This window comes from Nocardiopsis halophila DSM 44494 (genome assembly GCF_000341245.1).
GTDB classification, from domain to species: domain Bacteria; phylum Actinomycetota; class Actinomycetes; order Streptosporangiales; family Streptosporangiaceae; genus Nocardiopsis_A; species Nocardiopsis_A halophila.
Window position 1 is genome coordinate 85,078 of sequence record NZ_ANAD01000059.1, and the last position, 22,291, is coordinate 107,368.

Consider the following 22,291-nt stretch of genomic DNA (forward strand, 5'->3'; position numbering starts at 1 on the left):
AGCACGAGGGAGTTGTCAGACACGGTCGCGCCGCCTTCTAGTACTTGAGCAGGTTCGCGTCGTCGACCGACGCCGACCTGCGGGTCCGGAAGATCTGCATGATGATCGCGAGCCCCACGACGACCTCGGCGGCGGCGACGACCATCACGAAGAACGCGATGACCTGCCCCTCGATGTCGCCGTGCATGCGCGCGAAGGCGACGAACGCCAGGTTGCAGGCGTTGAGCATGAGCTCCACGCACATGAAGACGATGATCGCGTTGCGCCGGACGAGCACCCCCACCGCTCCGATGGTGAACAGGAGCGCGGCCAGCGCGATGTAGTTCATCGGGTCCACGAGCGCTCAGCCTCCTGTCCGTCGGACGGTCCGTCGGCGCCCGGGCCGCCGCCCTCGGCGCCGGCCCCCTCCGCCTGCGCGGCGGGCTCCTCCCCGGCGGCGCGCCCCTCCTTGGAGGCGGCCGAGTCCGAGGCGCCGCCGGCCTCGGGCACGGTGCCCAGCCGGATGTCCTCGGGGACCCCGGACTGCAGTTCGGGGTCGCGGGCGGTGAGCACCGGGTTGAGCGAGAGCCGCGACACCGACCCGTCGGGCAGCAGCGCCGGCATGTCGATGGCGTTGTGCCGGGCGTAGGTGCCCGGCCCCGGCAGCGGGGTGGGGTACCCGCTCAGGACCCGCTCGCGGGCCTGCCGCCGCTGGCTGCGCCGCTCGCCGGTGCGTGCGGAGTGCGCCAGCACCAGCGCCCCCAGCACCGCGGTGATCAGCAGGGCACCGGTGGCCTCGAAGGCGATCACGTAGCGGAAGATCACCTCCGAGGCGATCGCGGGCACGGTGCCCCCGGCGGCCGCGGCGGCGCCCAGGCCGACCGGCTCCACGCCGGCGATCCGGGTCAGCCCCAGGCCCAGGGCGAACAGGAAGCACGCGGCGACCGCCCCGGCCAGCACCCGCTGCCCGCGGATGGTCTCCACCAGCGAGTCCGCCGAGCTGACGCCGACGAGCATCAGCACGAACAGGAACAGCATCAGCACGGCGCCGGTGTAGACGACGATCTGCACGACCATGAGGAACGGCGCCTGGTTCATCCCGTAGAACACGGCCAGGCCCAGCATGACCACGGCCATCATCAGCGCCGAGTAGACGGCTTTGCGGGAGAGCACCACCCCCGCGGCGGCGGCCAGCACGAGGGCGCCGATGGTCCAGAACGCGACGGCCTCGCTCATCGGACCGCCCCGCTCTGCCCGGCCGCCTCCGGCGCCGGCTCACCGGCGGCGCCGGTGCTCCGGGCGGCCTCGGGCGCCGGGGTCTGGCGCCGCGCGGCCTCGCCGTGGTTCCGGTAGTAGTCCTCCTCGGTGTCGCCGAGGCGCATCGGGTGCGGCGGGGCCTCCATGTCCTCGGTCAGCCCGGCCAGGAGCTGCTCCTTGGTGTAGATGAGGCTCTCGCGGTCGTCGTCGGCGAGCTCGTACTCGTTGGTCATGGTCAGCGCCCGGGTGGGGCAGGCCTCCACGCACAGGCCGCACAGGATGCACCGCAGGTAGTTGATCTGGTACACCCGGCCGTACCGCTCGCCGGGCGAGTACCGCTCGTCCTCTTCGTTGTCCCCCGCCTCGACGTAGATGGCGTCGGCGGGGCAGGCCCAGGCGCACAGCTCGCAGCCGATGCACTTCTCCAGGCCGTCGGGCCACCGGTTGAGCCGGTGGCGTCCGTGGAAGCGCGGCGCCGTGGGGCGCTTCACCTCCGGGTACTCGATGGTCGGCACCTTCGTGAACATGGTGTGGAAGGTGACGCCGAACCCTTTGACGGGGTTGAGCCAGTCAAGCACCGGTAACCTCCTCACGCTTGGCGGGCTTGCCGGCCGGGGCCGGTGCGGTCGGGGACGGCTCCGCGGGGACGCTGCTGCCGTAGTGCGCGGCGCGCAGCGGCGGCACCGGGAACCCGCCGCGGGCGGGGTCCTCGGCCATGGCGCGCAGCTCCTCGGCGCGCTCGGCCGCCTCGGCGGCCGCGCGGCGCTTGGCGGCGCGCACCCAGGCGGCCAGGGCGGCCGCGGTGACCAGTGCGAAGGCGGCGCCGACGGCGGCCGTGGCGGCCACCGGGGCGTCCTCGTTGACCATCAGCCGCACGGCGGCCACCGCGGTGATCCACACCAGCTGGATCGGGATGAGGACCTTCCACCCCAGCTTCATCAGCTGGTCGTAGCGGATCCGCGGCAGGGAGCCGCGCAGCCAGATGAACAGGAACATGACCGCCATGAACTTGAGCAGCCACCACAGCGCCGGCCAGTACCCGGCGTTGGCGCCCTCCCACACGGCGGTCAGCGGCGGCGGCGCGTACCAGCCGCCCAGGAAGAAGGTCACCGACACCGCGGCGACGGTCACCATGTTCACGTACTCGGCCAGGAAGAACATGGTGAACTTCATCGACCCGTACTCGGTCATGAAGCCGCCGACGATCTCCCCCTCCCCCTCGGCCAGGTCGAAGGGCAGGCGGTTGGTCTCGCCGACCATGGTGACCAGGTAGATCAGGAACGACGGCAGCAGCACCACGGCGAACCACAGGTCCTGCTGGGCGTCGACGATGCCGGAGGTGGTGAGCGTGCCCGAGAGCATGAACACCGCCACGAAGCTCAGCCCCATGGCGATCTCGTAGCTGATCACCTGCGCCGAGGCGCGCAGGCCGCCGAGCAGCGCGTAGGGCGACTGGGAGGCCCAGCCGCCCAGCACGATGCCGTACACCCCGATCGCGGCGGTGCCCAGCACCACCAGGGCCGCCACCGGCAGGTCGGTCAGCTGCAGCGGCGTGGTCACGCCGAACATCGACACCTCGGGCCCGATCGGGATCACCGAGAAGCCGATGAAGGCCGGGACCGCCGCGATCATCGGCGCCGCGATGTAGACCAGGCGGTCCACGTTGCGCGGGATCACGTCCTCCTTGAGCGACAGCTTCACGCCGTCGAACAGGGACTGCAGCAGCCCCCAGGGGCCCATCCGGTTGGGGCCGTGCCGCTGCTGCATGCGGCCCATGACCTTGCGGTCGGCCATGATCATCATCAGCACGGACAGCATCAGGAAGACGAACACGGCCAGGGCCTTGATCAGGGTGATCCACCAGGGATCGCCGCCGAAGGCCTCCAGCGCGGGATCGGCGGCCTGGGCCGCCTGCCAGGCGGCCGCCGTCGCAGCGTCGGGCTTCACTGTGGGCTCCCAGCACTCGTGGCGGTCCGGGCCGCAGGGACCGCCTCCAGGCGGACGGTGTCGCCCGCGGCGGCCCCCAGGTCGCGGCGGACGTCGCACTCGCGGGCGTTGGCGGGCAGCCAGACCACGCGGTCGGGCATCGCGGCGGCGACGACCGCGGGAACGGTGACGGCGCCCCGCGGCCCGCTCACCCGCAGCTCACCGCCGTCGGCCAGGCCGGCCTCGGCGGCCGTGGCGGCCGAGACGCGGGCCAGGGCCGGCCGGGCGGTCCCGGCCAGGTAGGGCTCGCCGTCCTCCATCCGCCCGTTGCCCAGCAGCTGGCGCCAGGTGGCCAGCACCGCCTCGCCCCGCCCGGGGGCGGCGGCCGGCTCCGGTGCGGTGGCCGGGTCCGGGACCCGCTCGCCCCGCCAGGCGCCGAGCTCGGCCAGCTCGCGGCGGGCCGCGGCGGCGTCCGGCAGCCCCAGGTGGACGTCCATCTCGTCGGCGACCGCCGCCAGCACCCGCAGGTCCGACAGGGCCCCGGGCACCTTCAGCGCGTCGTCGAAGGGGCGGTGCCGCCCCTCCCAGTCCACGAAGGTCCCGGACTTCTCGGCGACGGCGGCCACCGGCAGCACCACGTCGGCGCGATCGGTGACGTCGCCGGCCCGCAGCTCCAGGGAGACGATGAACGGCACCCGGGCCAGGGCCTCGCGGGCCGCCTCCGGGTCGGGCAGGTCGTCCAGCTCGACGCCGGCCACGACCAGGGCGTCCAGCTCCCCGGTGGCCGCGGCCTCCAGCACGGCGGCGGTGTCGCGGCCCTCGCGCTCGGGCAGCGCGGCCACGTCCCAGACCCGGGCGGTCTCGGCGCGGGCGCGGGCGTCGCCCACCGGGCGGCCGCCCGGCAGCAGGTTGGGCAGCGCACCGGCGTCGACCGCGCCGCGCTCGCCGGCGCGGCGCGGCACCCAGGCCAGGCGGGCCCCGGTGCGGTCGGCCAGCCGGGTCAGCGCGGACAGCGCGCCCGGGCTCTGCGCCAGCCGCTCCCCGGCCAGCAGCAGCGCCCCCTCGGCGCGCAGCGCCGCGTCGGCCTCGGGGGCCGCCTCGGCCAGGGCGTCCAGGGTCCGCGCCTCCTCCCCGGGCGCGGCCGGGACCAGGGTGCCCCCGGCCTTGTCCAGGCCGCGGCTGGCGAAGGGCGCCACGGAGAAGACCCGCCCGTTCCCGGCCCGGTGGGCCTTGCGCAGCCGCAGGAACACCACCGGCGACTCGTCCTCGGGCTCGAACCCGGCCAGCAGCACCGCAGGCGCCGACTCCAGGTCGGCGTAGGTGACCCCCAGGCCGGTCCCGGCCACCCGGGCGGCCAGGAACTCGGCCTCCTCCTCGGAGTGCGCGCGGGCCCGCATGTCCACGTCGTTGGTCTTGAGCGCGACGCGGGCGAACTTGGCGTAGGCGTAGGCGTCCTCCAGAGTGAGCCGCCCGCCGGCGAGCACCGCCGTGCGGCGCGCCCGGGACAGCCCCTCAGCCGCCATGGTCAGCGCCTCGGGCCAGGAGGCGAACTCCAGGGCCCGGCTCTCCTCGTCGCGCACCAGGGGGCGCGAGAGCCGGTCGGGCCGGGTGGCGTAGGTGAAGGCCCACCGGCCCTTGTCGCAGTTCCACTCCTCGTTGACCTGCGGGTCGTCCCCGGCCAGGCGGCGGGTGACCTTGCCCCGCCGGTGGTCGGTGCGCTGGGCGCAGCCGGCGGCGCAGTGCTCGCACACGCTCGGCGTGCTCACCAGGTCGAAGGGGCGCGAGCGGAACCGGTAGGCGGCGCCGGTCAGCGCGCCCACCGGGCAGATCTGCACGGTGTTGCCGGAGAAGTAGGACTGGAAGGGCTCCCCCTCGGCGATGCCGACCTGCTCGTCGGCGCCGCGCTCCAGCAGCTCGATGAAGGGGTCGCCGGCGATCTGCGCGGAGAACCGGGTGCAGCGGGCGCACTGGATGCAGCGCTCCCGGTCCAGCAGCACCTGGCTGGAGAGCGGCACCGGCTTGGGGAAGGTGCGCTTGGTCCCGGTGAAGCGGGTCTCCCCCTGCCCGGCGGACATCGCCTGGTTCTGCAGCGGGCACTCGCCGCCCTTGTCGCAGACCGGGCAGTCCAGCGGGTGGTTGACCAGAAGGAACTCCATGATCCCGCGCTGGGCCTTCTCCGCGGTCGGCGAGGTGAGCTGGGTCTTGACGACCATGCCCTCCATCACCGTGATGGTGCAGGAGGCCTGCGGCTTGGGCATCGCCCGGCCGTTCCCGGCGTCGGGGATCTCCACCAGGCACTGGCGGCAGGCCCCGACCGGCTCGAGCAGCGGGTGGTCGCAGAACCGGGGGATCTGGATGCCCAGCAGCTCCGCCGCGCGGATCACCAGCGTCCCCTTGGGCACCTGGATCCGGAACCCGTCGATGGTGACGGTGACCAGGTCCTCCGGCGGAACCGCGGGGGTGCCCCCGGACGAGGCGTCGGTCGTGACGGTCACGTGTTCCCTCCCCACACGGTCCGGTGTTCTGCAGCGCGGGGGAGCGACCCCCCGGACCCCCCGGAGGGGCCCCTGTCGGCGATCGCCATCACGCACCTCCCCACACGGTCGACTTGGCATGGTCGAACGGGCACCCGCCCTGTTCGAAGTGGTCGATGTACTCCTGCCGGAAGTACTTGATCGACGACATCACCGGGCTGGTGGCGCCGTCCCCGAGGGCGCAGAAGGAGCGGCCCAGCAGGTTGTCGCAGATGTCCAGCAGCTTCTCCAGGTCGGCCTCGGAGCCCTCGCCGGCCTCCAGCCGGTCCAGGACCTGGACCATCCAGTAGTTGCCCTCGCGGCAGGGCGTGCACTTGCCGCAGGACTCGTGGGCGTAGAAGGCGATCCACCGGCCCACCGCCCGGACCACGCAGGTGGTCTCGTCGAAGATCTGCAGCGCCCGGGTGCCGAGCATGGACCCGGCCGCGCCCACCGACTCGAAGTCCAGCGGGGTGTCCAGGTGCTCGTCGGTGAAGATCGGGGTGGACGAGCCGCCGGGGGTCCAGAACTTCAGCTCGTGCCCGGCGCGGATCCCCCCGGCCATGTCCAGCAGCTCGCGCAGGGTCACCCCCAGCGGGGCCTCGTACTGGCCGGGCCGCGTGACGTGGCCGGACAGCGAGAAGAACCCGAACCCGGCGGACTTCTCGGTGCCCATGGAGGTGAACCACTCGGCGCCGTTGGCCACGATCGCGGGCACCGTGGCGATGGACTCCACGTTGTTGACCACGGTCGGCGAGGCGTAGAGCCCGGCCACCGCGGGGAAGGGCGGCTTGAGCCGCGGCTGGCCGCGGTAGCCCTCCAGCGAGTCCAGCAGCGCGGTCTCCTCGCCGCAGATGTAGGCCCCGGCCCCGGCGTGCACCACCACGTCCAGGTCGAAGCCGCTGCCGAGGATGTCGGTGCCCAGCAGTCCCGCGGCGTAGGCCTCCTCCACGGCGCGCCGCAGCCGCCGGATGACGTGCAGCACCTCGCCGCGCACGTAGATGAAGGCCTGGTTGCTGCGGATGGCGTAGGAGGAGATGATCACCCCCTCCAGCAGGGTGTGCGGGCTGGCCATCATCAGCGGGATGTCCTTGCAGGTGCCCGGCTCGGACTCGTCGGCGTTGACCACCAGGTAGCGCGGGTTGGGGTTGTCCGCCGGCAGGAAGCCCCACTTCATGCCGGTGGGGAACCCGGCGCCGCCGCGGCCGCGCAGGCCCGAGGTCTTGACCTTCTCCACCAGGGCGTCGGGCTCCATCGACAGGGCGGTGCGCAGCGCCCGGTAGCCGCCGGCGGCCCGGTAGCCCTCCAGGGTGGGGGCGTCGGGGCGGTCCCAGTTGTCGGAGAGGACGGGGGTGAGCGTCGTCGTCACTGTCCGGCCTCCTCACCGGCGCCGGCGTCGCCCGGGGCGGGCGCGGTCCAGCCGCGCTCGCGGGCCAGCCGCAGCCCCTCCAGGGACGGCCCCGCCGCCTGCGGGCCCTCGTCGGCGCGCCCGTCGGAGAACCCGGCGAGCACCCGGGAGGCCTCCTTCCAGGTGCAGACCGACCCCGGGCCGCGGGTGGGGCGCACGTCCCGGCCCAGGCGCAGGCCGTCGACCAGCTCCTTGGCGCTGTCGGGGGTCTGGTTGTCGAAGAACTCCCAGTTGACCATGACGACCGGGGCGAAGTCGCAGGCCGCGTTGCACTCCACGTGCTCCAGCGTGACCTTGCCGTCCTCGGTGGTCTCGTCGTTGCCCACCCCCAGGTGCTCCTTGAGGGCGGAGAAGATCTCGTCGCCGCCCATCACCGCGCACAGGGTGTTGGTGCACACGCCCACGTGGTAGTCGCCCACCGGGCGGCGCTTGTACATGGTGTAGAAGGTCGCCACCGCCGTGACCTCGGCCGCGGTCAGCCCCAGCTGATCGGCGCAGAAGCCGATCCCGGCGGTGCTGACGTGCCCCTCCTCGGCCTGCACCAGGTGGAGCAGGGGCAGCAGCGCCGAGCGCGCCTTGGGGTAGCGGGCGATGATCTCCTTGGCGTCGACCTCCAGCCGCGCCCTGGTCTCCTCGTCGAAGGTCCTCGTCATCGGGGCCCTCCCCTCTCCGCTGGCTCCGTCACCGGTCCACGCCTCCCATCACGGGGTCGATGCTGGCCACCGCGGCGATCACGTCGGCGACCGTCCCGCCCTCGCACATCGCCGCCACCGCCTGCAGGTGGGTGAACGAGGGGTCGCGGAAGTGCACCCGGTGGGGCCGGGTGCCGCCGTCGCTGACCGCGTGGCAGCCCAGCTCGCCCTTAGCGCTCTCCACGGCGGAGTAGGCCTGGCCCGAGGGCACGCGGAAGCCCTCGGTGACCAGCTTGAAGTGGTGGATGAGCGCCTCCATGGAGCCGCCCATGATGTGCGCGATGTGGTCCGGGGAGTTGCCCAGGCCGTCGGCGCCCAGGGCGAGCTTGGCGGGCCAGCCGATCTTGGGGTCGTCCACCATGACCGGGCCGGGCTCCAGCTTGTCCAGGCACTGCTCGATGATCCGCAGGCTCTGCTCCAGCTCGGCCACGCGCACCCGGTAGCGGGCGTAGACGTCGCCGCCCTCGGAGACCGGGATGTCGAACTCGTAGTCCTCGTAGCCGCAGTAGGGCTGGGCCTTGCGCAGGTCCCAGGGCAGGCCCGAGGCGCGCACCAGCGGACCGGTCACGCCCAGCGCCATGCACCCGGCCAGGTCCAGGTGGGCCACGTCGCGGGTGCGGGCCAGGTAGAGCGGGTTGGCGTCGAGCAGCTTGCGCAGGGTCGCGATGCGCTCGGGCATCTCCTTGAGCAGCTCGCGGATCTTGCCCACGGCGCCGGAGGGCAGGTCTTGGGAGACCCCTCCGGGGCGGATGTAGGCGTGGTTCATCCGCAGCCCGGTGATGAGCTCGAAGATGTCGAGCACCATCTCCCGCTCGCGGAAGCCGTTGGTCATCACCGTGGTGGCGCCCAGCTCCATGCCGAACGTCGCCATCGCCACGAAGTGCGAGGACATCCGGTTGAGCTCCATCATCAGCACCCGGATGACGTTGGCCCGCTCGGGGATCTCGTCGGTGATGCCCAGCAGTTTCTCCACGGCCAGGCAGTACGCCGTCTCGTTGAAGATCGGCGTGAGGTAGTCCATGCGGGTCACGAACGTGGTCCCCTGGGTCCACGTCCGGAACTCCATGTTCTTCTCGATCCCGGTGTGCAGGTAGCCGATGCCGACGCGCGCCTCGGTGACGGTCTCGCCGTCGAGGGTGAGGATGAGCCGGAGCACCCCGTGGGTGGAAGGGTGCTGCGGCCCCATGTTCACCACCAGCCGCTCGGCCGAGCTCGCCTGCGCCGCCGCGACGACCTCGTCCCAGTCGCCGCCGGTGGCGTCCACGTGCTCCTCGGTGGCCTGTGCGCTCATGGCCGCGCCTCCCTCCTCGCCCGGTCGTGCTCGCGTGGGGTGCTCATGCGTAGGACCTCCGCTCGTCCGGCGGGGGAACGGTCGCCCCGCGGTACTCCACCGGGATGCCGCCCAAGGGGTAGTCCTTGCGCTGCGGGTGGCCGTGCCAGTCGTCGGGCATCTCGATCCGGGTCAGGGCGGGGTGGCCGTCGAAGACGATCCCGAAGAAGTCCCAGGCCTCCCGCTCGTGCCAGTCGTTGGTCGGGTACACCCCGGTCGCCGAGGGGATGTGCGGGTCGGCGTCGGGGCAGCAGGTCTCCACCCGCACCTCGCGGTTGTGGGTGATCGACCGCAGGATGTAGGTCGCGTGCAGCTCGCGCCCGGTGTCGTCGGGGTAGTGCACCCCGGTCACCCCCAGGCACAGCTCGAAGCGCAGGTCCTCGGCGTCGCGGAACCGGCGCAGCACCTCGGGCAGGTGCTCCCGGCGCACGTGGAAGGTGATCTCGCCGCGGTCGACCACCACCCGCTCAACGGCCTGGCCGTAGCCGGCGGGGGCGTCGGCCAGCGCCTGCTCCAGGGCGTCGGCCACCGCGTCGAAGCCGGCGGTGCGCGGGTCGCCGGGGTCGGTGTAGGGCCGCTCGGCGCCGGGCGCCACGGTGCGGCGGACCCGCAGCCGGCCGTAGCCGGAGGTGTCACCGGTGTCGCCGGCGCCGAACATGCCGGTGCGCGTGACCGGCGCCTCGAGCCGCTCGCGTCCGGTACGCTCGGGCAGGTCGTCGGCGGGCGTGTGGCCGGCCCCGTTGGACATGCTCATCGCCCGCCCCCCTCGTTCTGGTCGACCAGCGGGAGCGAGCGGCGCAGCCGCCGCTGCTCCTCCTCCTCGATCTCGCGCTGGCGGTGCGCGCCGAGCTTGGTGTTCTGCACCTTGTCGTGCAGCTTGAGCACGGCGTCCAGCAGCATCTCGGGCCGGGGCGGGCAGCCGGGCAGGTACATGTCGACCGGCACCACGTGGTCCACGCCCTGCACCACGGCGTAGTTGTTGAACATGCCGCCGCTGGAGGCGCACACCCCCATCGCGATGACCCACTTGGGCTCGGGCATCTGGTCGTAGATCTGGCGCAGGACCGGGGCCATCTTCTGGCTCACCCGGCCGGCCACGATCATCAGGTCGGCCTGGCGCGGCGTGGCGCCGAACTTCTCCATGCCGAACCGGGCCAGGTCGTAGTGCGGACCGCCGACCGACATCATCTCGATGGCGCAGCAGGCCAGCCCGAAGGTGGCCGGCCACATCGAGCTCTTGCGGGCCAGCCCCACCACCTGCTCGACGGTGCCGAGCATGACACCGCTCGGCAGTTTCTCCTCAAGTCCCATGAGGCGAACCCCCTTGTCCGTTTCCCGTGCGCGCCGTGCGGGGCGGCGCCTGCCGGATCAGTCCCATTCCAGGCCTCCGCGGCGCCATTCGTAGGCGTAGGCGATCGAGACGTTCACCAGGAAGAGGACCATCGCGATGAGGCCGAACAGGCCGAGCGCGTCGAAATGGACCGCCCACGGGTAAAGGAAGATGATCTCGATGTCGAAGACGATGAAGAGCATCGCCGTGAGGTAGTACTTGATGGTGAACCGGCCGCCGCCCGCGGGCTGCGGGGTCGGCTCGATCCCGCACTCGTAGGCCTGGAGCTTGGCGCGGTTGTACCGCTTGGGGCCGGCGATGCTGCCGACGACCATCGATACGACCACGAACGCGGCGCCGATCCCGCCGAGCACGAATACGGGTGTGTACAGCTCCATCGGTGGACGTCCCCTTCATGACGGGCGTGCGGATGCACGCCCGCTTGTGATCGCTTTCACGTGGGCGGCCGGCGTGGGCCCCTCGCTCGCCATCGCCCCTCCTAGGACGTGGGCGCCATCCGCGACATGCCGTTGATGACGCGGTCCATGGCGTCCCCGTGGGACGGTTCGGTGAGGTTGGCCAGCATCTTCAGCGCGAACCGCATCAGGGTGCGCTGGGGCAGGCCGTAGCGGGTCGCGTACTTCATGAACTCGGGGTTGCCGATCATCTTCACGAAGTACCGGCCCAGCGTGTAGTAGCCGCCGTAGGCGTCGCGGAGCACGTCGGGGTAGCGCATCAGGGTGCGCTCGCGGGTCTGCACGGTCGGGCGGGACAGCGCCTGCACGGCCACGTCGGCGGCGATCGCCCCGGCCTCCAGCGCGTAGGCGATGCCCTCGCCGTTGAAGGGGTTGACCATGCCGCCCGCATCGCCGACCAGCATCAGCCCGCGCGAGTAGTGCGGCGTACGGTTGAAGCCCATGGGCAGGGCGGCACCGCGCACGCCCCCGCGACGGTTCTCCTCGGTGAAGCCCCACTCCTCGGGCATGCTCTGCGTCCAGCGCTTGAGCAGGCTCCGGTAGTCGACCTCCTGGAAGGCCGACGTGGAGTTGAGGATGCCCAGGCCGACGTTGCAGGTGCCGTCGCCGACGCCGAAGACCCAGCCGTAGCCGGGCAGCAGCGTGCGTCTGCCGCCGGTGTCGTCCCACAGCTCCAGCCAGGACTCCAGGTAGTCGTCGTCGTGGCGGGGGCTGTCGAAGTAGGTGCGCACGGCCACGCCCATCGGGCGGTCGTCGCGCTTGCGGATGCCCAGGGCCACCGACAGCCGGGAGGCGTTGCCGTCCGCGGCGACCACCAGCGGCGCCCGGTAGCGCACCTGCTCGCCGTCGGGGCCGGTGGCCACCACGCCCTGCACCCGGCCGGTGCGCTCGTCCACCAGGGGCTCGCGCACGTTGGTGCGCTCCAGCAGCTTGGCGCCGCAGGCCCGGGCGCGCTCGGCCAGGATGAGGTCGAAGTCGTAGCGGGTGCGCACGAGCCCGAAACCGGGGTAGGAGGCCAGCTCGGGCCAGGGCAGTTCCAGGCGCACGCCGCCGCCGATGATGCGCAGGCCGCGGTTGCGGATCCAGCCGTCGCCGTCGAAGGGAACGCCCAGCGCGGCGAGCTGCTTGACCGCCCGCGGGGTGAGCCCGTCGCCGCACACCTTCTCGCGGGGGAAGGAGGTCTTCTCCAGCAGCAGCACGTCCAGGCCGGCACTGGCCATGTGGCAGGCCGCGGCGGAGCCGGCGGGCCCGGCCCCGACGATGATCACGTCGGCTTCGAGGTCTGCGGTGGCCCGCCCGGAGGGGGCGTCGGGTGCGGTGGCGCTCACGAGTGGTCCCTGTGGCTGTGGGGGTGCGCGGTATGGGCGCTTTGTGCGCTTCTGGGGTGGGCCGTACGAGGGTGTCCGGAGTTACCCACGACACGTACCCTTGTGAAGCCCTTCACAAGGCCTCGCCCCGAAGTCTAGACCTTTCGCGTTCCAGGGGCGACCCCCATCTGCCATTCATCTCGTCCGGGCATTTTCAGTCGCAAACCGGGCAGATCGGCTTTTACCAGGGTTACTAAGGTCAACCTACGTCCGTTTCATCCTCTGAAATCACCTTCATCCTCCAGAAACACGAAAGGCACCAGAACATCAGTTCTGGTGCCTTTGTTGCTGGAGTGACGAGTGGGAAAGGAGGGGCCGACGCGCCGAGACCCGGCCCCCGTCCGGCTCCACCGGCACGGATCCCCGTTGATCTCGGGAAAAGCGACCCTACAAGGGCGGGTTTAGGGGCGTTTTTCCCGAGATCAACGGGGAGGGGCCGGGGATGGTGTCACCGACCTCAGTGGTCAGTACAGCTCGGCCGGGCGGTAGCCGCGGTGCAGCGCCACCACACCCAGGGTCAGGTTGCGCCAGGCCACCCGGGTCCACCCGGCGCGCTGCATCCGCGCGGCCAGCCCCGGCTGGTCCGGCCAGTCCATGATCGACTCCGACAGGTAGCCGTAGGCCCCCGTGTTGTCCGAGAACAGCCCGGCGATCCGGGGCAGCGCGGCCATCAGGTACCCGGAGTAGACCCGGTCCACCGCGCGCACCGGGATATGGCTGAACTCGCAGATCACGACCCGTCCGCCGGGCTTGGTCACCCGGTACATCTCGCGCAGGGCGCGGTCGGTGTCCTGCACGTTGCGCAGCCCGAAGGAGATGGTGACCGCGTCGAAGGCGGCGTCCTCGAAGGGCAGCTCCAGGGCGTCCCCGGCCACGCAGGCCACGCCCCCCGACACCGCCCCGCCGCGCCGGCGGGCGCCCTCGCTCAGCATGCCCTGGGAGAAGTCGCAGGCGATCACCCGCGCGCCGTTCCCGGTCAGCGCCTCGGAGGAGGTGCCCGTGCCGGCGGCCAGGTCGAGCACCAGCTCGCCGCTGTAGGCCTCGACCGCCCGCACGGCGGCCCGCCGCCACTGGCGGGCCTGTCCGAGCGAGAGCACGTCGTTGAGCAGGTCGTAGCGGCCGGCGATGCTGTCGAACATCGCGGCGACGTCGGCGGGCGACTTGTCGAGTTCGGCGCGGGTCATGCGCCCAGCCTAAGCCCGCTCCGGCGGGTCGGTGACGCCCGGCGATTCCGGTCACGCCGACACCCCCATTACGGTTACTGTACGAAGCCGATACACGACCGAACGTACGGATGGGAAGAAGGGCGCCCGTGGCCTCCACTCACCGCCGCCGACCACTCGCCGTCGCTCTGAGCGCGCTCGCGCTGAGCCTGCCGATCGCCGCGCCCCCGGCGGCCGCCGCCCCGGCGGAGCACACCGGGCACCCGGGGGTGGTGGGCGAGCGGCCCGTGGCCTGGACCCCGCACGTGCTGGACGGGAGGGTCACGTCCATCGCCAAGGTGGGGGACACCGTCTACGTCGGCGGCTCCTTCCAGCGCGTGGCGTCGCCGGACCGCACCACCACCTACCGGCGCAGCAACCTGTTCGCCTTCGAGCACGGCACCGGCCGCGTGCTCGACTTCTCCCCCGATCCGGACGCCACGGTCGCCTCGGTCGTCCCGGCGGGCGAGGCCGGCGACGGGGTGTACGTCGGCGGCGCGTTCACCCGGATGGGCGCGCGGCCGGTGCGCGGCGCGGCGCTGGTCGGCCCCGACGGTCGGGTGGACCGGGGGTTCGACGCGCGGATCACCGGCGGCAGCGTGTACCGCCTGGCCCGGCACGGAGACGACCTGTACGCCGGGGGGTCGTTCTCCTCCGCGGGCGGTGGGGGCGAGCGCGGGCTCGCCCGCCTGGACGCCCGCACGGGGGACGCGGACGGCGGCTTCTCCATCGCGATCGGCCGGGAGCGCCGGGGGACCCTGCGCGTGCAGGACCTGGCGCTCAGCCCGGACGGCGGGCGGCTGGTCATCGCCGGGACCTTCATGGAGGTCGAGGGCGAGCGGCGCCCGCAGATCGCGGTGGTGGACACCGGCGCCTCGCCCGCCCGGCTCAGCCCGTGGTCGACCGAGGCCTACGCCGCCGAGTGCGACTACTCGCGGATGCACACCTACATGCGCCAGATCGACTTCGCGCCCGACGGCTCCTACTTCGCGGTGGTGACCGCGGGCGGCCCGCAGATCAAGCCGGGGCTGTGCAAGACCGTGGCGCGCTGGGAGAGCACCGACCGCCCCGGTGCGCGGCCGACCTGGACCAACCACACCGGGGGCGACTCGCTGTACGCGGTGGAGGCCACCGGGGCCGCGGTCTACGCCGGGGGGCACCAGCGCTGGATGGACAACCGGCACGGGGAGCACGACGCGGGGCCCGGCGCGGTCGAGCGCGAGGGCATCGCGGCGGTCGACCCGGCCACGGGCCGGGCGTTGGCGTGGAACCCGGGCCGCAGCCGGGGCCACGGGGTCGAGGCCTTCCTGGCCACCGAGGACGGGCTGTACGTGGGCAGCGACACCACGCGCCTGGGCGAGCGGGACCGGGCCCGGCTGGGGATGTTCCCGCTCGGCTAGCCGGGCACCGGGCTACTGCGCGGCCGGGGCCTGCTCTTCGGGGCGGGCCCCGTCGCCGTTCCCGGCGCCCGTCGTGCCGGCGCCGTCCGCGTCCTCGGCCCCGGCGCGGCCGGATCCGGCCGTTTTCGGCGACGGCGCAGTCTGCGGAGCCGCTCCGGCGGCCTGGGCGGCGTCCTCGTGGGCGGCGCCCTCTTCCAGTCGGCGGCTCATCCGGTCGGTCCGGGCGGTGATCCGCTCCGAGACCGCATCGCGCTGGCGGGAGAGCACGATGTAGCTCACCAGGCCGCTGACCAGGGCGGCGAGGATCAGCGCGAGCGCTCCGCGGGCCCCCAGCAGGTAGAGGAGACCGAAGGCGACCCCGAACAGCAGGAGCCGTGCGGCGGTGTAGGCGAGGACGCTGCGCATGAAACTGCCTCACATGGGGTGGTCTGGTTCACTATCGTGGGGGTCGGCGGCATCGCCGACCGCCCCGTCCAGGATAAAGGGGCCGATCGGCGCTGCGCCCGCGGGGAGACCTGCCGCGGATGATGGGACGAATCAAGTCGACACCGCCTTTTGAAGGTCACGGTCCGATCACATATCGCGCACACTCCCCCTCCTCCCCCCGGTTTTTACGAAAACTAGGGAGGAAACGGACTATCTCGTGCACACTAGGGGATCAATCGCCCGCCTCCCCCAGACCACACGGCGGGCCCCGAAGGGGGATTGTGAAGGTGGAAAGAGGAAGCGAACGGCTACTGACCCCCGGAGAGGTCGCCTCCCTCTTCCGGGTCGACCCCAAGACCGTCACCCGGTGGGCCGCATCCGGGCGCATCAGCAGCATCCGCACCCCCGGCGGCCACCGGAGGTTCCGCGAGTCCGAGGTCCGGGCACTGCTCCATGGCGAGACCACCGAGTCCGCCCCCTGAGGCCCGGGCCGCACGCCCGGCGACGCCCGCTCCCCCGCAGGCGCGCGCCCCCATCAGGCGCGACGCCCGACACGGCGCTCCCCGCACACCCGCGGCGGATCGCGGATAGGCTGGATCCATGGTGTGGCTCGCTGGCCTGTTCACGCTGCTCACGATCGTGCTCTGGGTGTACGCGTTCTTCGACGCGCTCACCACCCCGGCATCGGAGGTCCGCAACCTGCCCAAACTCCTGTGGCTGATCGCGATCGTCGTGTTCACCCCCATCGGTCCGCTGCTCTGGCTCTTTCTCGGCCGCCCGCGGATCCCGGAGGCGGCCCCCGGCCCGGCCGCGCCCGAGCGCCCCGCGCCCTCGTTCGCGGACGCCGACCCGTCCGACGCCCACGCCGATCCGGGGCACCCCGGCCCGATCGGCCCCGACGACGACCCCGAGTTCCTGCGCCGCCTGAACAGGCGCATCAACCCGGACGACTGAGCACCACGGGCGGCCTCGCGGCCGCGGCGCCGTCCCTCAGGGCGCCGTGGGCGCGCACGGCGCCCCGCACGGTACGGGTCCGCCCCCGCCTCGACACAGAGGCGGGGGCGGACCCGTGTGCGGTGCGCGGCCCTCAGGCGGGGCACGCAGGCGTGTCAGGCGTAGCTGTGCAGGCCGCTGAACATGTAGTTCACGCCGAAGAAGTTGAACATCAGGCAGGCGAAGCCAATCACGCCGATCCAGGCCGAGCGGGTGCCCTTCCAGCCGGCGGTCGCGCGCGAGTGCAGGTAGGCGGCGTAGACCACCCAGGTGATGAAGGACCAGACCTCCTTGGGGTCCCACCCCCAGAAACGGCCCCAGGCCTCGTCCGCCCAGACCGCCCCGGCGATGATGGCGAAGGTCCACAGCGGGAAGGCGATCACCACGAAGCGGTGCGAGACCCGGTCCAGCAGCTCGGGGCTGGGCAGCTTGGCGGCGATGCCGGCCACCCGCTCGCCCGCCGCGCGCTTGACCTCGGTCCGGTGGGCCACCAGGTAGGTGATGGCGGCGGCACCGGAGACCATGAACGCCCCGGTGGCCACGATCGCCGCGGAGACGTGGATCGCGATCCAGTACGAGTGCAGCGCCGGGACCAGCGGGCCGGCCTCGCTGTACAGCCAGCGGGCGGCGATGCCCAGCAGCAGCACCACCGGGAGCAGCACGAAGGTGCCCAGGTAGCGGGCCTGGTAGCGGAAGGCCGCGTACAGGAAGGCGGCCACGGCGCACAGGCAGATCGCCACCACGAACTCGAACATGTTGCCCCAGGGCCAGCGGTCGGCCGCCAGGCCCCGGGTGGCGATCTGGCCCAGGTTGAGCAGGAACCCGGCCACGGACACGACCAGCGCCACCGTGCCCAGCACGCTGCGCGAGGCCGAGGCCCGCGGCTCGGAGTCGCGGACCGACACCTCCAGGTCGTCGCCACCGGAGGCGCCCGACGGCGGGTCGGCGTCCAGGTCGACGGTGGAAGAGCCGCCCACCGCCGCCGGGGCCGGGGCCGCCGCTCCGGGGGCGCCCGCGGCCAGCGGCACCAGGCGGTTGTTCTTCAGGGCCGTCCGGCGGCCGTAGGCCGCCTCCAGCGCGAACAGGAACAGGGCCACGGCATAGGCCACGATCATCGCGATGATCAGGTGGTCGCTGAGCGACGCCAGGTCCTGGTCCACCGCCGCCTCCGCGGCGAGCTGGTACACCACCGGCTACTCCTTCGACGATGCGGGTCCGTCGGCCGCGGGCACATCCCGCAGCCGGTCTCTGAGCTCGGTCGCCAGGCGGTGGAACTCCTGGCCGTTGGCGGTCGACTCGGTCTTGCCCAGCCCCGCCACCTCGACAACGGTACGCCCGTTGGCTCCGGCCGATGCGCGCACCCACGCCCGGCGCGGGCGCACGAACAGGGTGCCCAGCAGCCCCAGCACCGCCAGCGAGGAGAACAGCAGGGCGGGCAGTCGTCCCGGGTTGTGGGTCATCTGCAGGGTCGCGAAGTCCTCGTACCCGGTGAAGGTGACCTCCCCCGCGCCGTCCGGCAGCTCCCAGCTGTCCCCGGGGCGCAGCACCTCCGACTCGCCCGCCTCCTCCATCCGGGAGGTGTCCAGCTGGTACACCGACTGCGCCTGGCGCATGTTCAGGTCCCCGGTGTAGGCGGTGAGGGTGACCGCCGGGTCCTTGGGGGCGGGGAAGGTGGAGGCCAGCCCGGTCTCGCCGTCCTCGCCGGTGCGCTCCCCCGCGGTCGGCAGGAAGACGCCCTCGAACCCCAGCCCCTCCGGCAGCGCGTCGGGGACCTTGACCACGCCGTCCGCCGTCCGGCCCGGGTCGCCGTTGCGCGGCAGGAACGGCACCGGCTGGTCGAAGACGACCTCGCCCTCGCCGTCGCGGACCTCGAACTCGGGGGCGTAGCCGTGGCCGAGCAGGTACACCTGCACCCCGCCCACCGACAGCGGCTCGTTGACCTCCAGGGTGTGCGTGCGCTCCTCGGCGCCCGGGGCGTCCCTGTAGGTCAGCTCGCCGGAGAAGGACTCGGCCTGGCCGCTGAACCCGCCGTCCTCGACGAAGTCGGCCTGGAAGTCGTGCAGCGTGAACGAGAAGGGCGCCAGGTCGTCCTCGTCGGCCGCGACCCCGGGGTAGAAGGAGTCGTAGGAGGTCAGCGTGTTGGCGAAGCCGTCGCCCTCCACCACGAGCATGTTGCCGCGGTAGCCGAAGGCGTACCCCGCGGCCAGGGCGACGAGCAGGCCCAGCAGCGCGACGTGGAAGACGACGTTGCCGGCCTCGCGCAAGTACCCGGTCTCCCCCGAGAGCGAGTCGCCGTAGCGCTCCAGCCGGTAGCGCTTGAAGACGGTGCGGCCCTGCTCCAGCACCTGTTCGGGCGCGGCACCGGTGGTGAAGCGCGCCGAGTAGGGCATCCGGCCCAGGTGGCGCGGCGTCCGGGGCGGCCGGGCCCGCATCAGGCGCAGGTGGGCCCGGGCGCGCGGGATCACGCACCCGGTGAGGGACACGAAGAGCAGCAGGTAGATCGCCGCGTACCAGGGCGAGGAGTACACGTCGAACAGGTAGAGGCGGTCGAGCCAGGGGGCCACCGCCGGGTTCTCGGTGGAGAACTGGGCGACCTCGTCCGGGTTGACCACGCGCTGGGGGAGCATGGAGCCCGGGATCGCGCCCAGGGCCAGCAGGAACAGCAGGATGAGCGCGGTGCGCATGGAGGTCAGGACCCGCCAGGTCCACCGGGCCCATCCGGCCGGGGAGAGCGCCCCCGGCGCGGGGCCGCCGCCCGGGGCGCCGGGCCCCCGGTCCTCTCCGGCGCCCGTTCCGGCACCGCCGTCGGTGGTCGTGGTGGCCATGGGTCAGATCACCGTCTCGAAGCCTTCGGTCCATCCCTGCATGACGGCCGTGATGTCCGACCACACCCCGGTGACCAGGAGCAGTCCCACCAGGACGAGCATGCCCCCGCCGACCGCGGTGATCGCGCGGGTGTGCCTGCGCGCCCAGGCGAACGCGCCCAGGGCGCGCCGGTAGGCCAGGGAGGAGAGCACGAACGGCAGGCCCAGGCCCACGCAGTAGGCCAGCGACAGCAGGGCGCCGCGCCCGGCGCTGCCCTCGGTGAAGGCCAGCGTCTGCACGGCGGCCAGGGTCGGGCCGATGCAGGGCGTCCACCCCAGGCCGAACAGCACGCCCAGCAGCGGGGCCCCGGCCAGCCCGGCGCCGGGCAGCCGGTGGAAGCGGAACTCGCGGTTCATGCCGGGCAGCACGCCCATGAAGGCCAGGCCCAGCGCGATGGTGAGTACGCCCAGCACCCGGGTGATGGTCTCGGCGTGGTCGATGAGCAGCCCGCCGACGCCGCCGATGAACACCCCCACCGCGACGAACACGAAGGTGAAGCCGGCGATGAACAGCAGGCTCCCGGCCAGCATGCTCCACTTGCGGGCCTGCAGCTCCTCGTCGGCCGAGCGCACCGCGGTCGCGGTGCCGGCCCCGCCGTCCGCCCCCGCGGCGCCCGCCCCGGCCTCGCGGGCGGCCCGGTTCCGGGCGGCCATGTCGGCGCCGGACAGGCCGGTGACGTAGGACAGGTAGCCCGGCACCAGCGGCAGCACGCACGGGGAGAGGAAGGAGACCAGCCCGGCGGCGACCGCGAGCGGGACCGCCAGCAGCAGCGACCCCTGGATCACCGTCTCGGCGATCATCCGTCCTCCTCGACGACCGTCTGCACCAGCCCGGTGAGCTGGTCGTAGTCGGTCTCGCCGATGACCCGCGCGGCGATGCGCCCTTCGCGGTCGATCACCAGGGTGCTGGGGATGGCCTGGGGCGGCACGGTGTCGCGGAAGGCCTGGGGGACCTCGCCCGGCTGGTCGTACAGGCTGGGGTAGTCCACCTCCTGCTTGCGCTCGAAGGCCTCGGCGGCGGTGCGGTCGTCCTTGATGTTGACGCCGAGGAACTCCACGTCCCGGTCGGCGAAGTCGCCGTGCACCTCGTTGAGGACGGGGGTCTCCGAACGGCAGGGCCCGCACCAGCTGGCCCAGACGTTGAGCACCAGGACGCCGCCCTCGTAGTCGGAGAGGGCGACCTCCTCGCCGTCGAGCGTCTCGCCGCTGTGGTCGGGGGCCTCCACCCGCTCCTCGGGGGCGAACTCGGTGGCGGTCCCGTCCCCGGCGATGTAGCGGCTGTCGTCGGAGCCGCCGTCGGCCGTCTCGGCGGGGTCGGACGCGCACCCGGCGGCGGCCAGCGCGGCGGCCAGCGCCGCGGCGGGCAGCCGCCCGGCACGGCGCAGGGCGCCGGATCTGCGTGAGGGCATCAAGGAACCTCGGAACACACGGGTGAGGCGGGCACGAACGTCGACAACGACGAAGTGTAGTAGAGCCTCCCGCCCCCTGCCCGCCGGGGCTCGCTATGGCCGTGACATGCACGGACAGGGGGGAGGTTCCGAGGAATGCGGCATGGTGCGGGCCGGACGGGCGGCCGGAGGGGCGGTCCGCCGCGCGGCGCTGTGAGCGCACTCACGGCGCGGCCGCGCTCAGGCGCGCCCGCTCGGCGCGCTCGGGGCGCGGGCGCCCGGGGGCCCACGGGGAGCTCACCCGGAGGGCGATGGGCGGGGCTGCACCGCCCCCTTCGGGTGGGCCTTCATCCAGTGCCGGGGAGACACTGCATCCGGTGCCGGGGAGGCACCGCGACCGGTCAGCCGGCCTCGACGAAGGCCTCTCGGAGGTAGTCGTGCACGGCGCGCTCGGGGACCCGGTAGGACCGGCCCACCCGGATCGCGGGGAGTGCACCGGAGTGGACCATCCGGTAGACGGTCATCTTGGACACTCGCATGATCGTGGCCACCTCGGCCACGGTCAGGAACCTGACCTCTTCCAGGGGAGCCTTACTCCTGTTCATGTTCGGAACGCCCTCACTTCCGGACGTGCGCGTCGGTGTCCCTGCCTCTCCCCGCCGCGGAGGCCCGTCAGGAGCGGCGCGCCCTGGGTGCGCCGCCGACCCCGCCACCGCGCCGGGGTGTCGTTGAAGTAACTGCTGACACGTCCGTTTTCAGGGTAGATCCGCGTTCACGGCATTGAAAGGCCGGGTTTGCTGTCCCTGCAGCTATACGGGGGCGACGGGTCCCGTGAGGTTTAGGGGATGGGTATAAAAGCGCCCGGCCCCCGTCAGCGGGGCCCTCACCGGTCCTCCAGGCCCGCCTTGTGCAGCACGTACGCCGACAGCGGCCGGTAGTCCTCGGTCGAGTATCCGTCGTCCAGCGGGACCGTGGCGTGCAGCTTTCCCTCGTCTTCGGCGAGGAAGAGTGCGGGATCGTTACAGTCGGCGAACCCCACCGCCGAGACGCCCGCCTCCCCGGCGGCGCCCGCGAAACCGTGGTCGGCGATGACCAGCTGCGGCCACGGCTCGCCGCGGCGGCGCAGGTCCTCCAGCGCGGCCTCCATCGCGAAGGGGTGGTGGCTGTGCCGGGGCTCGCCCTCGGTGTCGGTGACCATCCCGACTCCGTCCCGCCAGACCAGGACCCGCTCCCCGGGCAGGTGGCCGCTGTCGGTGGCGTAGGAGAAGCCCTCGCCGGCCGTGACGACCGGGCAGCCGCTGCGCTCCAGGGCGCGCTTGAAGCCCCGGTAGGTGGCGTGCAGGTTCACCGGGTGGCCGGTGGCGACCATGACGCGCTCGCGGTCGCGGGCGGCGCGCGCCATCCGCTCGGCCAGCGCCTCCAGCGCGTCGGCGGTCAGGTCGGGGTCGATGGTGTCCACCCCGGACTCGTGGGCGGGGTCGGCCACCACACCGCAGCGCTTGGCCATCAGCGCCAGGATGTCCGGGTAGGCCCACTCGCGGGCGAAGGTGAGGCCGAACATGTGGTACGGGTCGCGCTCGGCGAGCCTGCGGTAGTGCCGCAGGTTCCCCTGGCGCGGGGTGTCCACGTGCCCGGCGATCCCGGTCCTGACCATGTGCGCGATGAGCTCGCTGCGCGAAGGCGGCGTCACCCGTTCTCCCCTTCCGTGTGGGCCTGGCGGCCGCTCGGCCCGGTCCGTGG

23 protein-coding genes are annotated in these 22,291 nt (G+C 72.8%); 3 read left to right on the plus strand and 20 right to left on the minus strand.

Features of this window, described 5'->3' with window-relative positions; all coding sequences use genetic code 11:
* Window positions 1–37 precede the first annotated feature (37 nt).
* The 13 genes from nuoK to D450_RS0107720 form a co-directional block, all read right to left on the minus strand.
* A complete protein-coding gene (nuoK, locus tag D450_RS0107660) occupies window positions 38–337 on the minus strand; it encodes an NADH-quinone oxidoreductase subunit NuoK (protein ID WP_017538086.1) in 300 nt (99 codons plus the stop codon).
* Window positions 325–1,215, minus strand: a complete 891-nt coding sequence (locus tag D450_RS0107665; RefSeq protein ID WP_017538087.1) for an NADH-quinone oxidoreductase subunit J — start codon at window positions 1,213–1,215, stop codon at window positions 325–327. Before D450_RS0107665 ends, nuoK begins: the two co-directional genes overlap by 13 nt.
* Entirely contained in the window at window positions 1,212–1,814 is a 603-nt protein-coding gene (gene nuoI / locus D450_RS0107670) for an NADH-quinone oxidoreductase subunit NuoI (RefSeq protein WP_017538088.1), read from the minus strand. Before nuoI ends, D450_RS0107665 begins: the two co-directional genes overlap by 4 nt.
* Window positions 1,807–3,183 (minus strand): NADH-quinone oxidoreductase subunit NuoH, encoded by a 1,377-nt coding sequence (gene nuoH, locus D450_RS0107675; protein WP_017538089.1) that lies wholly within the window; start codon window positions 3,181–3,183, stop codon window positions 1,807–1,809. The genes nuoI and nuoH overlap by 8 nt, the downstream gene beginning before the upstream one ends.
* Window positions 3,180–5,657 (minus strand): NADH-quinone oxidoreductase subunit G, encoded by a 2,478-nt coding sequence (locus D450_RS0107680; RefSeq protein WP_017538090.1) that lies wholly within the window; start codon window positions 5,655–5,657, stop codon window positions 3,180–3,182. The genes nuoH and D450_RS0107680 overlap by 4 nt, the downstream gene beginning before the upstream one ends.
* 88 nt (window positions 5,658–5,745) lie before the next feature.
* Window positions 5,746–7,044: an NADH-quinone oxidoreductase subunit NuoF gene (gene nuoF, locus D450_RS0107685; protein ID WP_017538091.1), complete on the minus strand. Its 1,299-nt coding sequence runs from the start codon at window positions 7,042–7,044 to the stop codon at window positions 5,746–5,748.
* The gene (nuoE, locus tag D450_RS0107690; protein WP_017538092.1) at window positions 7,041–7,736 is read right to left on the minus strand and encodes an NADH-quinone oxidoreductase subunit NuoE; all 696 of its coding nucleotides are present in this window, start codon (window positions 7,734–7,736) and stop codon (window positions 7,041–7,043) included. The genes nuoF and nuoE overlap by 4 nt, the downstream gene beginning before the upstream one ends.
* Before the next feature lie 28 nt (window positions 7,737–7,764).
* On the minus strand, window positions 7,765–9,066 hold the full coding sequence (locus D450_RS0107695) for an NADH-quinone oxidoreductase subunit D (RefSeq protein ID WP_017538093.1): 1,302 nt from the start codon (window positions 9,064–9,066) through the stop codon (window positions 7,765–7,767).
* 43 nt (window positions 9,067–9,109) lie between these two features.
* The gene (locus D450_RS0107700; RefSeq protein WP_017538094.1) at window positions 9,110–9,859 is read right to left on the minus strand and encodes an NADH-quinone oxidoreductase subunit C; all 750 of its coding nucleotides are present in this window, start codon (window positions 9,857–9,859) and stop codon (window positions 9,110–9,112) included.
* Window positions 9,856–10,416 carry a NuoB/complex I 20 kDa subunit family protein gene (locus D450_RS0107705; RefSeq protein WP_026124393.1) on the minus strand — a complete coding sequence of 187 codons (561 nt, stop codon included), beginning with the start codon at window positions 10,414–10,416 and terminating at the stop codon, window positions 9,856–9,858. The genes D450_RS0107700 and D450_RS0107705 overlap by 4 nt, the downstream gene beginning before the upstream one ends.
* Window positions 10,417–10,473: 57 nt before the next feature.
* Complete coding sequence (locus tag D450_RS0107710) at window positions 10,474–10,833, minus strand: NADH-quinone oxidoreductase subunit A (protein ID WP_017538096.1); 360 nt, start codon at window positions 10,831–10,833, stop codon at window positions 10,474–10,476.
* 101 nt (window positions 10,834–10,934) lie between these two features.
* Window positions 10,935–12,239: a geranylgeranyl reductase family protein gene (locus D450_RS0107715; RefSeq protein WP_017538097.1), complete on the minus strand. Its 1,305-nt coding sequence runs from the start codon at window positions 12,237–12,239 to the stop codon at window positions 10,935–10,937.
* Window positions 12,240–12,742: 503 nt separating this feature from the next.
* The gene (locus tag D450_RS0107720) at window positions 12,743–13,462 is read right to left on the minus strand and encodes a demethylmenaquinone methyltransferase (protein WP_017538098.1); all 720 of its coding nucleotides are present in this window, start codon (window positions 13,460–13,462) and stop codon (window positions 12,743–12,745) included.
* 128 nt (window positions 13,463–13,590) lie between these two features.
* Between D450_RS0107720 and D450_RS0107725 the strand changes: the two genes are divergently transcribed.
* On the plus strand, window positions 13,591–14,880 hold the full coding sequence (locus tag D450_RS0107725; RefSeq protein ID WP_017538099.1) for a hypothetical protein: 1,290 nt from the start codon (window positions 13,591–13,593) through the stop codon (window positions 14,878–14,880).
* Between the two features lie 12 nt (window positions 14,881–14,892).
* Here D450_RS0107725 and D450_RS0107730 read toward each other — a convergent pair whose 3' ends face one another.
* Window positions 14,893–15,285: a DUF4229 domain-containing protein gene (locus D450_RS0107730; RefSeq protein WP_017538100.1), complete on the minus strand. Its 393-nt coding sequence runs from the start codon at window positions 15,283–15,285 to the stop codon at window positions 14,893–14,895.
* Between the two features lie 302 nt (window positions 15,286–15,587).
* On the opposite strand from D450_RS0107730, the gene D450_RS0107735 reads away from it, so the two are divergent.
* Both D450_RS0107735 and D450_RS0107740 read left to right on the plus strand, forming a co-directional pair.
* Window positions 15,588–15,788 (plus strand): BldC family transcriptional regulator, encoded by a 201-nt coding sequence (locus D450_RS0107735; protein WP_017538101.1) that lies wholly within the window; start codon window positions 15,588–15,590, stop codon window positions 15,786–15,788.
* Between the two features lie 118 nt (window positions 15,789–15,906).
* Complete coding sequence (locus tag D450_RS0107740; protein ID WP_017538102.1) at window positions 15,907–16,260, plus strand: PLD nuclease N-terminal domain-containing protein; 354 nt, start codon at window positions 15,907–15,909, stop codon at window positions 16,258–16,260.
* 155 nt (window positions 16,261–16,415) lie between these two features.
* On the opposite strand, the gene ccsB is transcribed toward D450_RS0107740, so the two are convergent.
* The 6 genes from ccsB to D450_RS0107770 all read right to left on the minus strand — a co-directional run bounded on the left by ccsB (window position 16,416) and on the right by D450_RS0107770 (window position 22,241).
* Window positions 16,416–17,489 carry a c-type cytochrome biogenesis protein CcsB gene (gene ccsB, locus D450_RS0107745; protein WP_017538103.1) on the minus strand — a complete coding sequence of 358 codons (1,074 nt, stop codon included), beginning with the start codon at window positions 17,487–17,489 and terminating at the stop codon, window positions 16,416–16,418.
* A gap of 3 nt (window positions 17,490–17,492) precedes the next feature.
* Window positions 17,493–19,124, minus strand: coding sequence for a cytochrome c biogenesis protein ResB (gene resB, locus D450_RS0107750; RefSeq protein ID WP_017538104.1), 1,632 nt, complete (start codon window positions 19,122–19,124; stop codon window positions 17,493–17,495).
* Window positions 19,125–19,127: 3 nt separating this feature from the next.
* Window positions 19,128–19,964 carry a cytochrome c biogenesis CcdA family protein gene (locus D450_RS0107755; RefSeq protein WP_017538105.1) on the minus strand — a complete coding sequence of 279 codons (837 nt, stop codon included), beginning with the start codon at window positions 19,962–19,964 and terminating at the stop codon, window positions 19,128–19,130.
* On the minus strand, window positions 19,961–20,572 hold the full coding sequence (locus D450_RS0107760) for a TlpA family protein disulfide reductase (RefSeq protein WP_017538106.1): 612 nt from the start codon (window positions 20,570–20,572) through the stop codon (window positions 19,961–19,963). Before D450_RS0107760 ends, D450_RS0107755 begins: the two co-directional genes overlap by 4 nt.
* Window positions 20,573–20,952: 380 nt before the next feature.
* Entirely contained in the window at window positions 20,953–21,156 is a 204-nt protein-coding gene (locus D450_RS0107765; protein ID WP_017538107.1) for a helix-turn-helix domain-containing protein, read from the minus strand.
* Window positions 21,157–21,434: 278 nt separating this feature from the next.
* Window positions 21,435–22,241 carry a phosphatase gene (locus tag D450_RS0107770; protein WP_017538108.1) on the minus strand — a complete coding sequence of 269 codons (807 nt, stop codon included), beginning with the start codon at window positions 22,239–22,241 and terminating at the stop codon, window positions 21,435–21,437.
* Window positions 22,242–22,291: the final 50 nt, after the last annotated feature.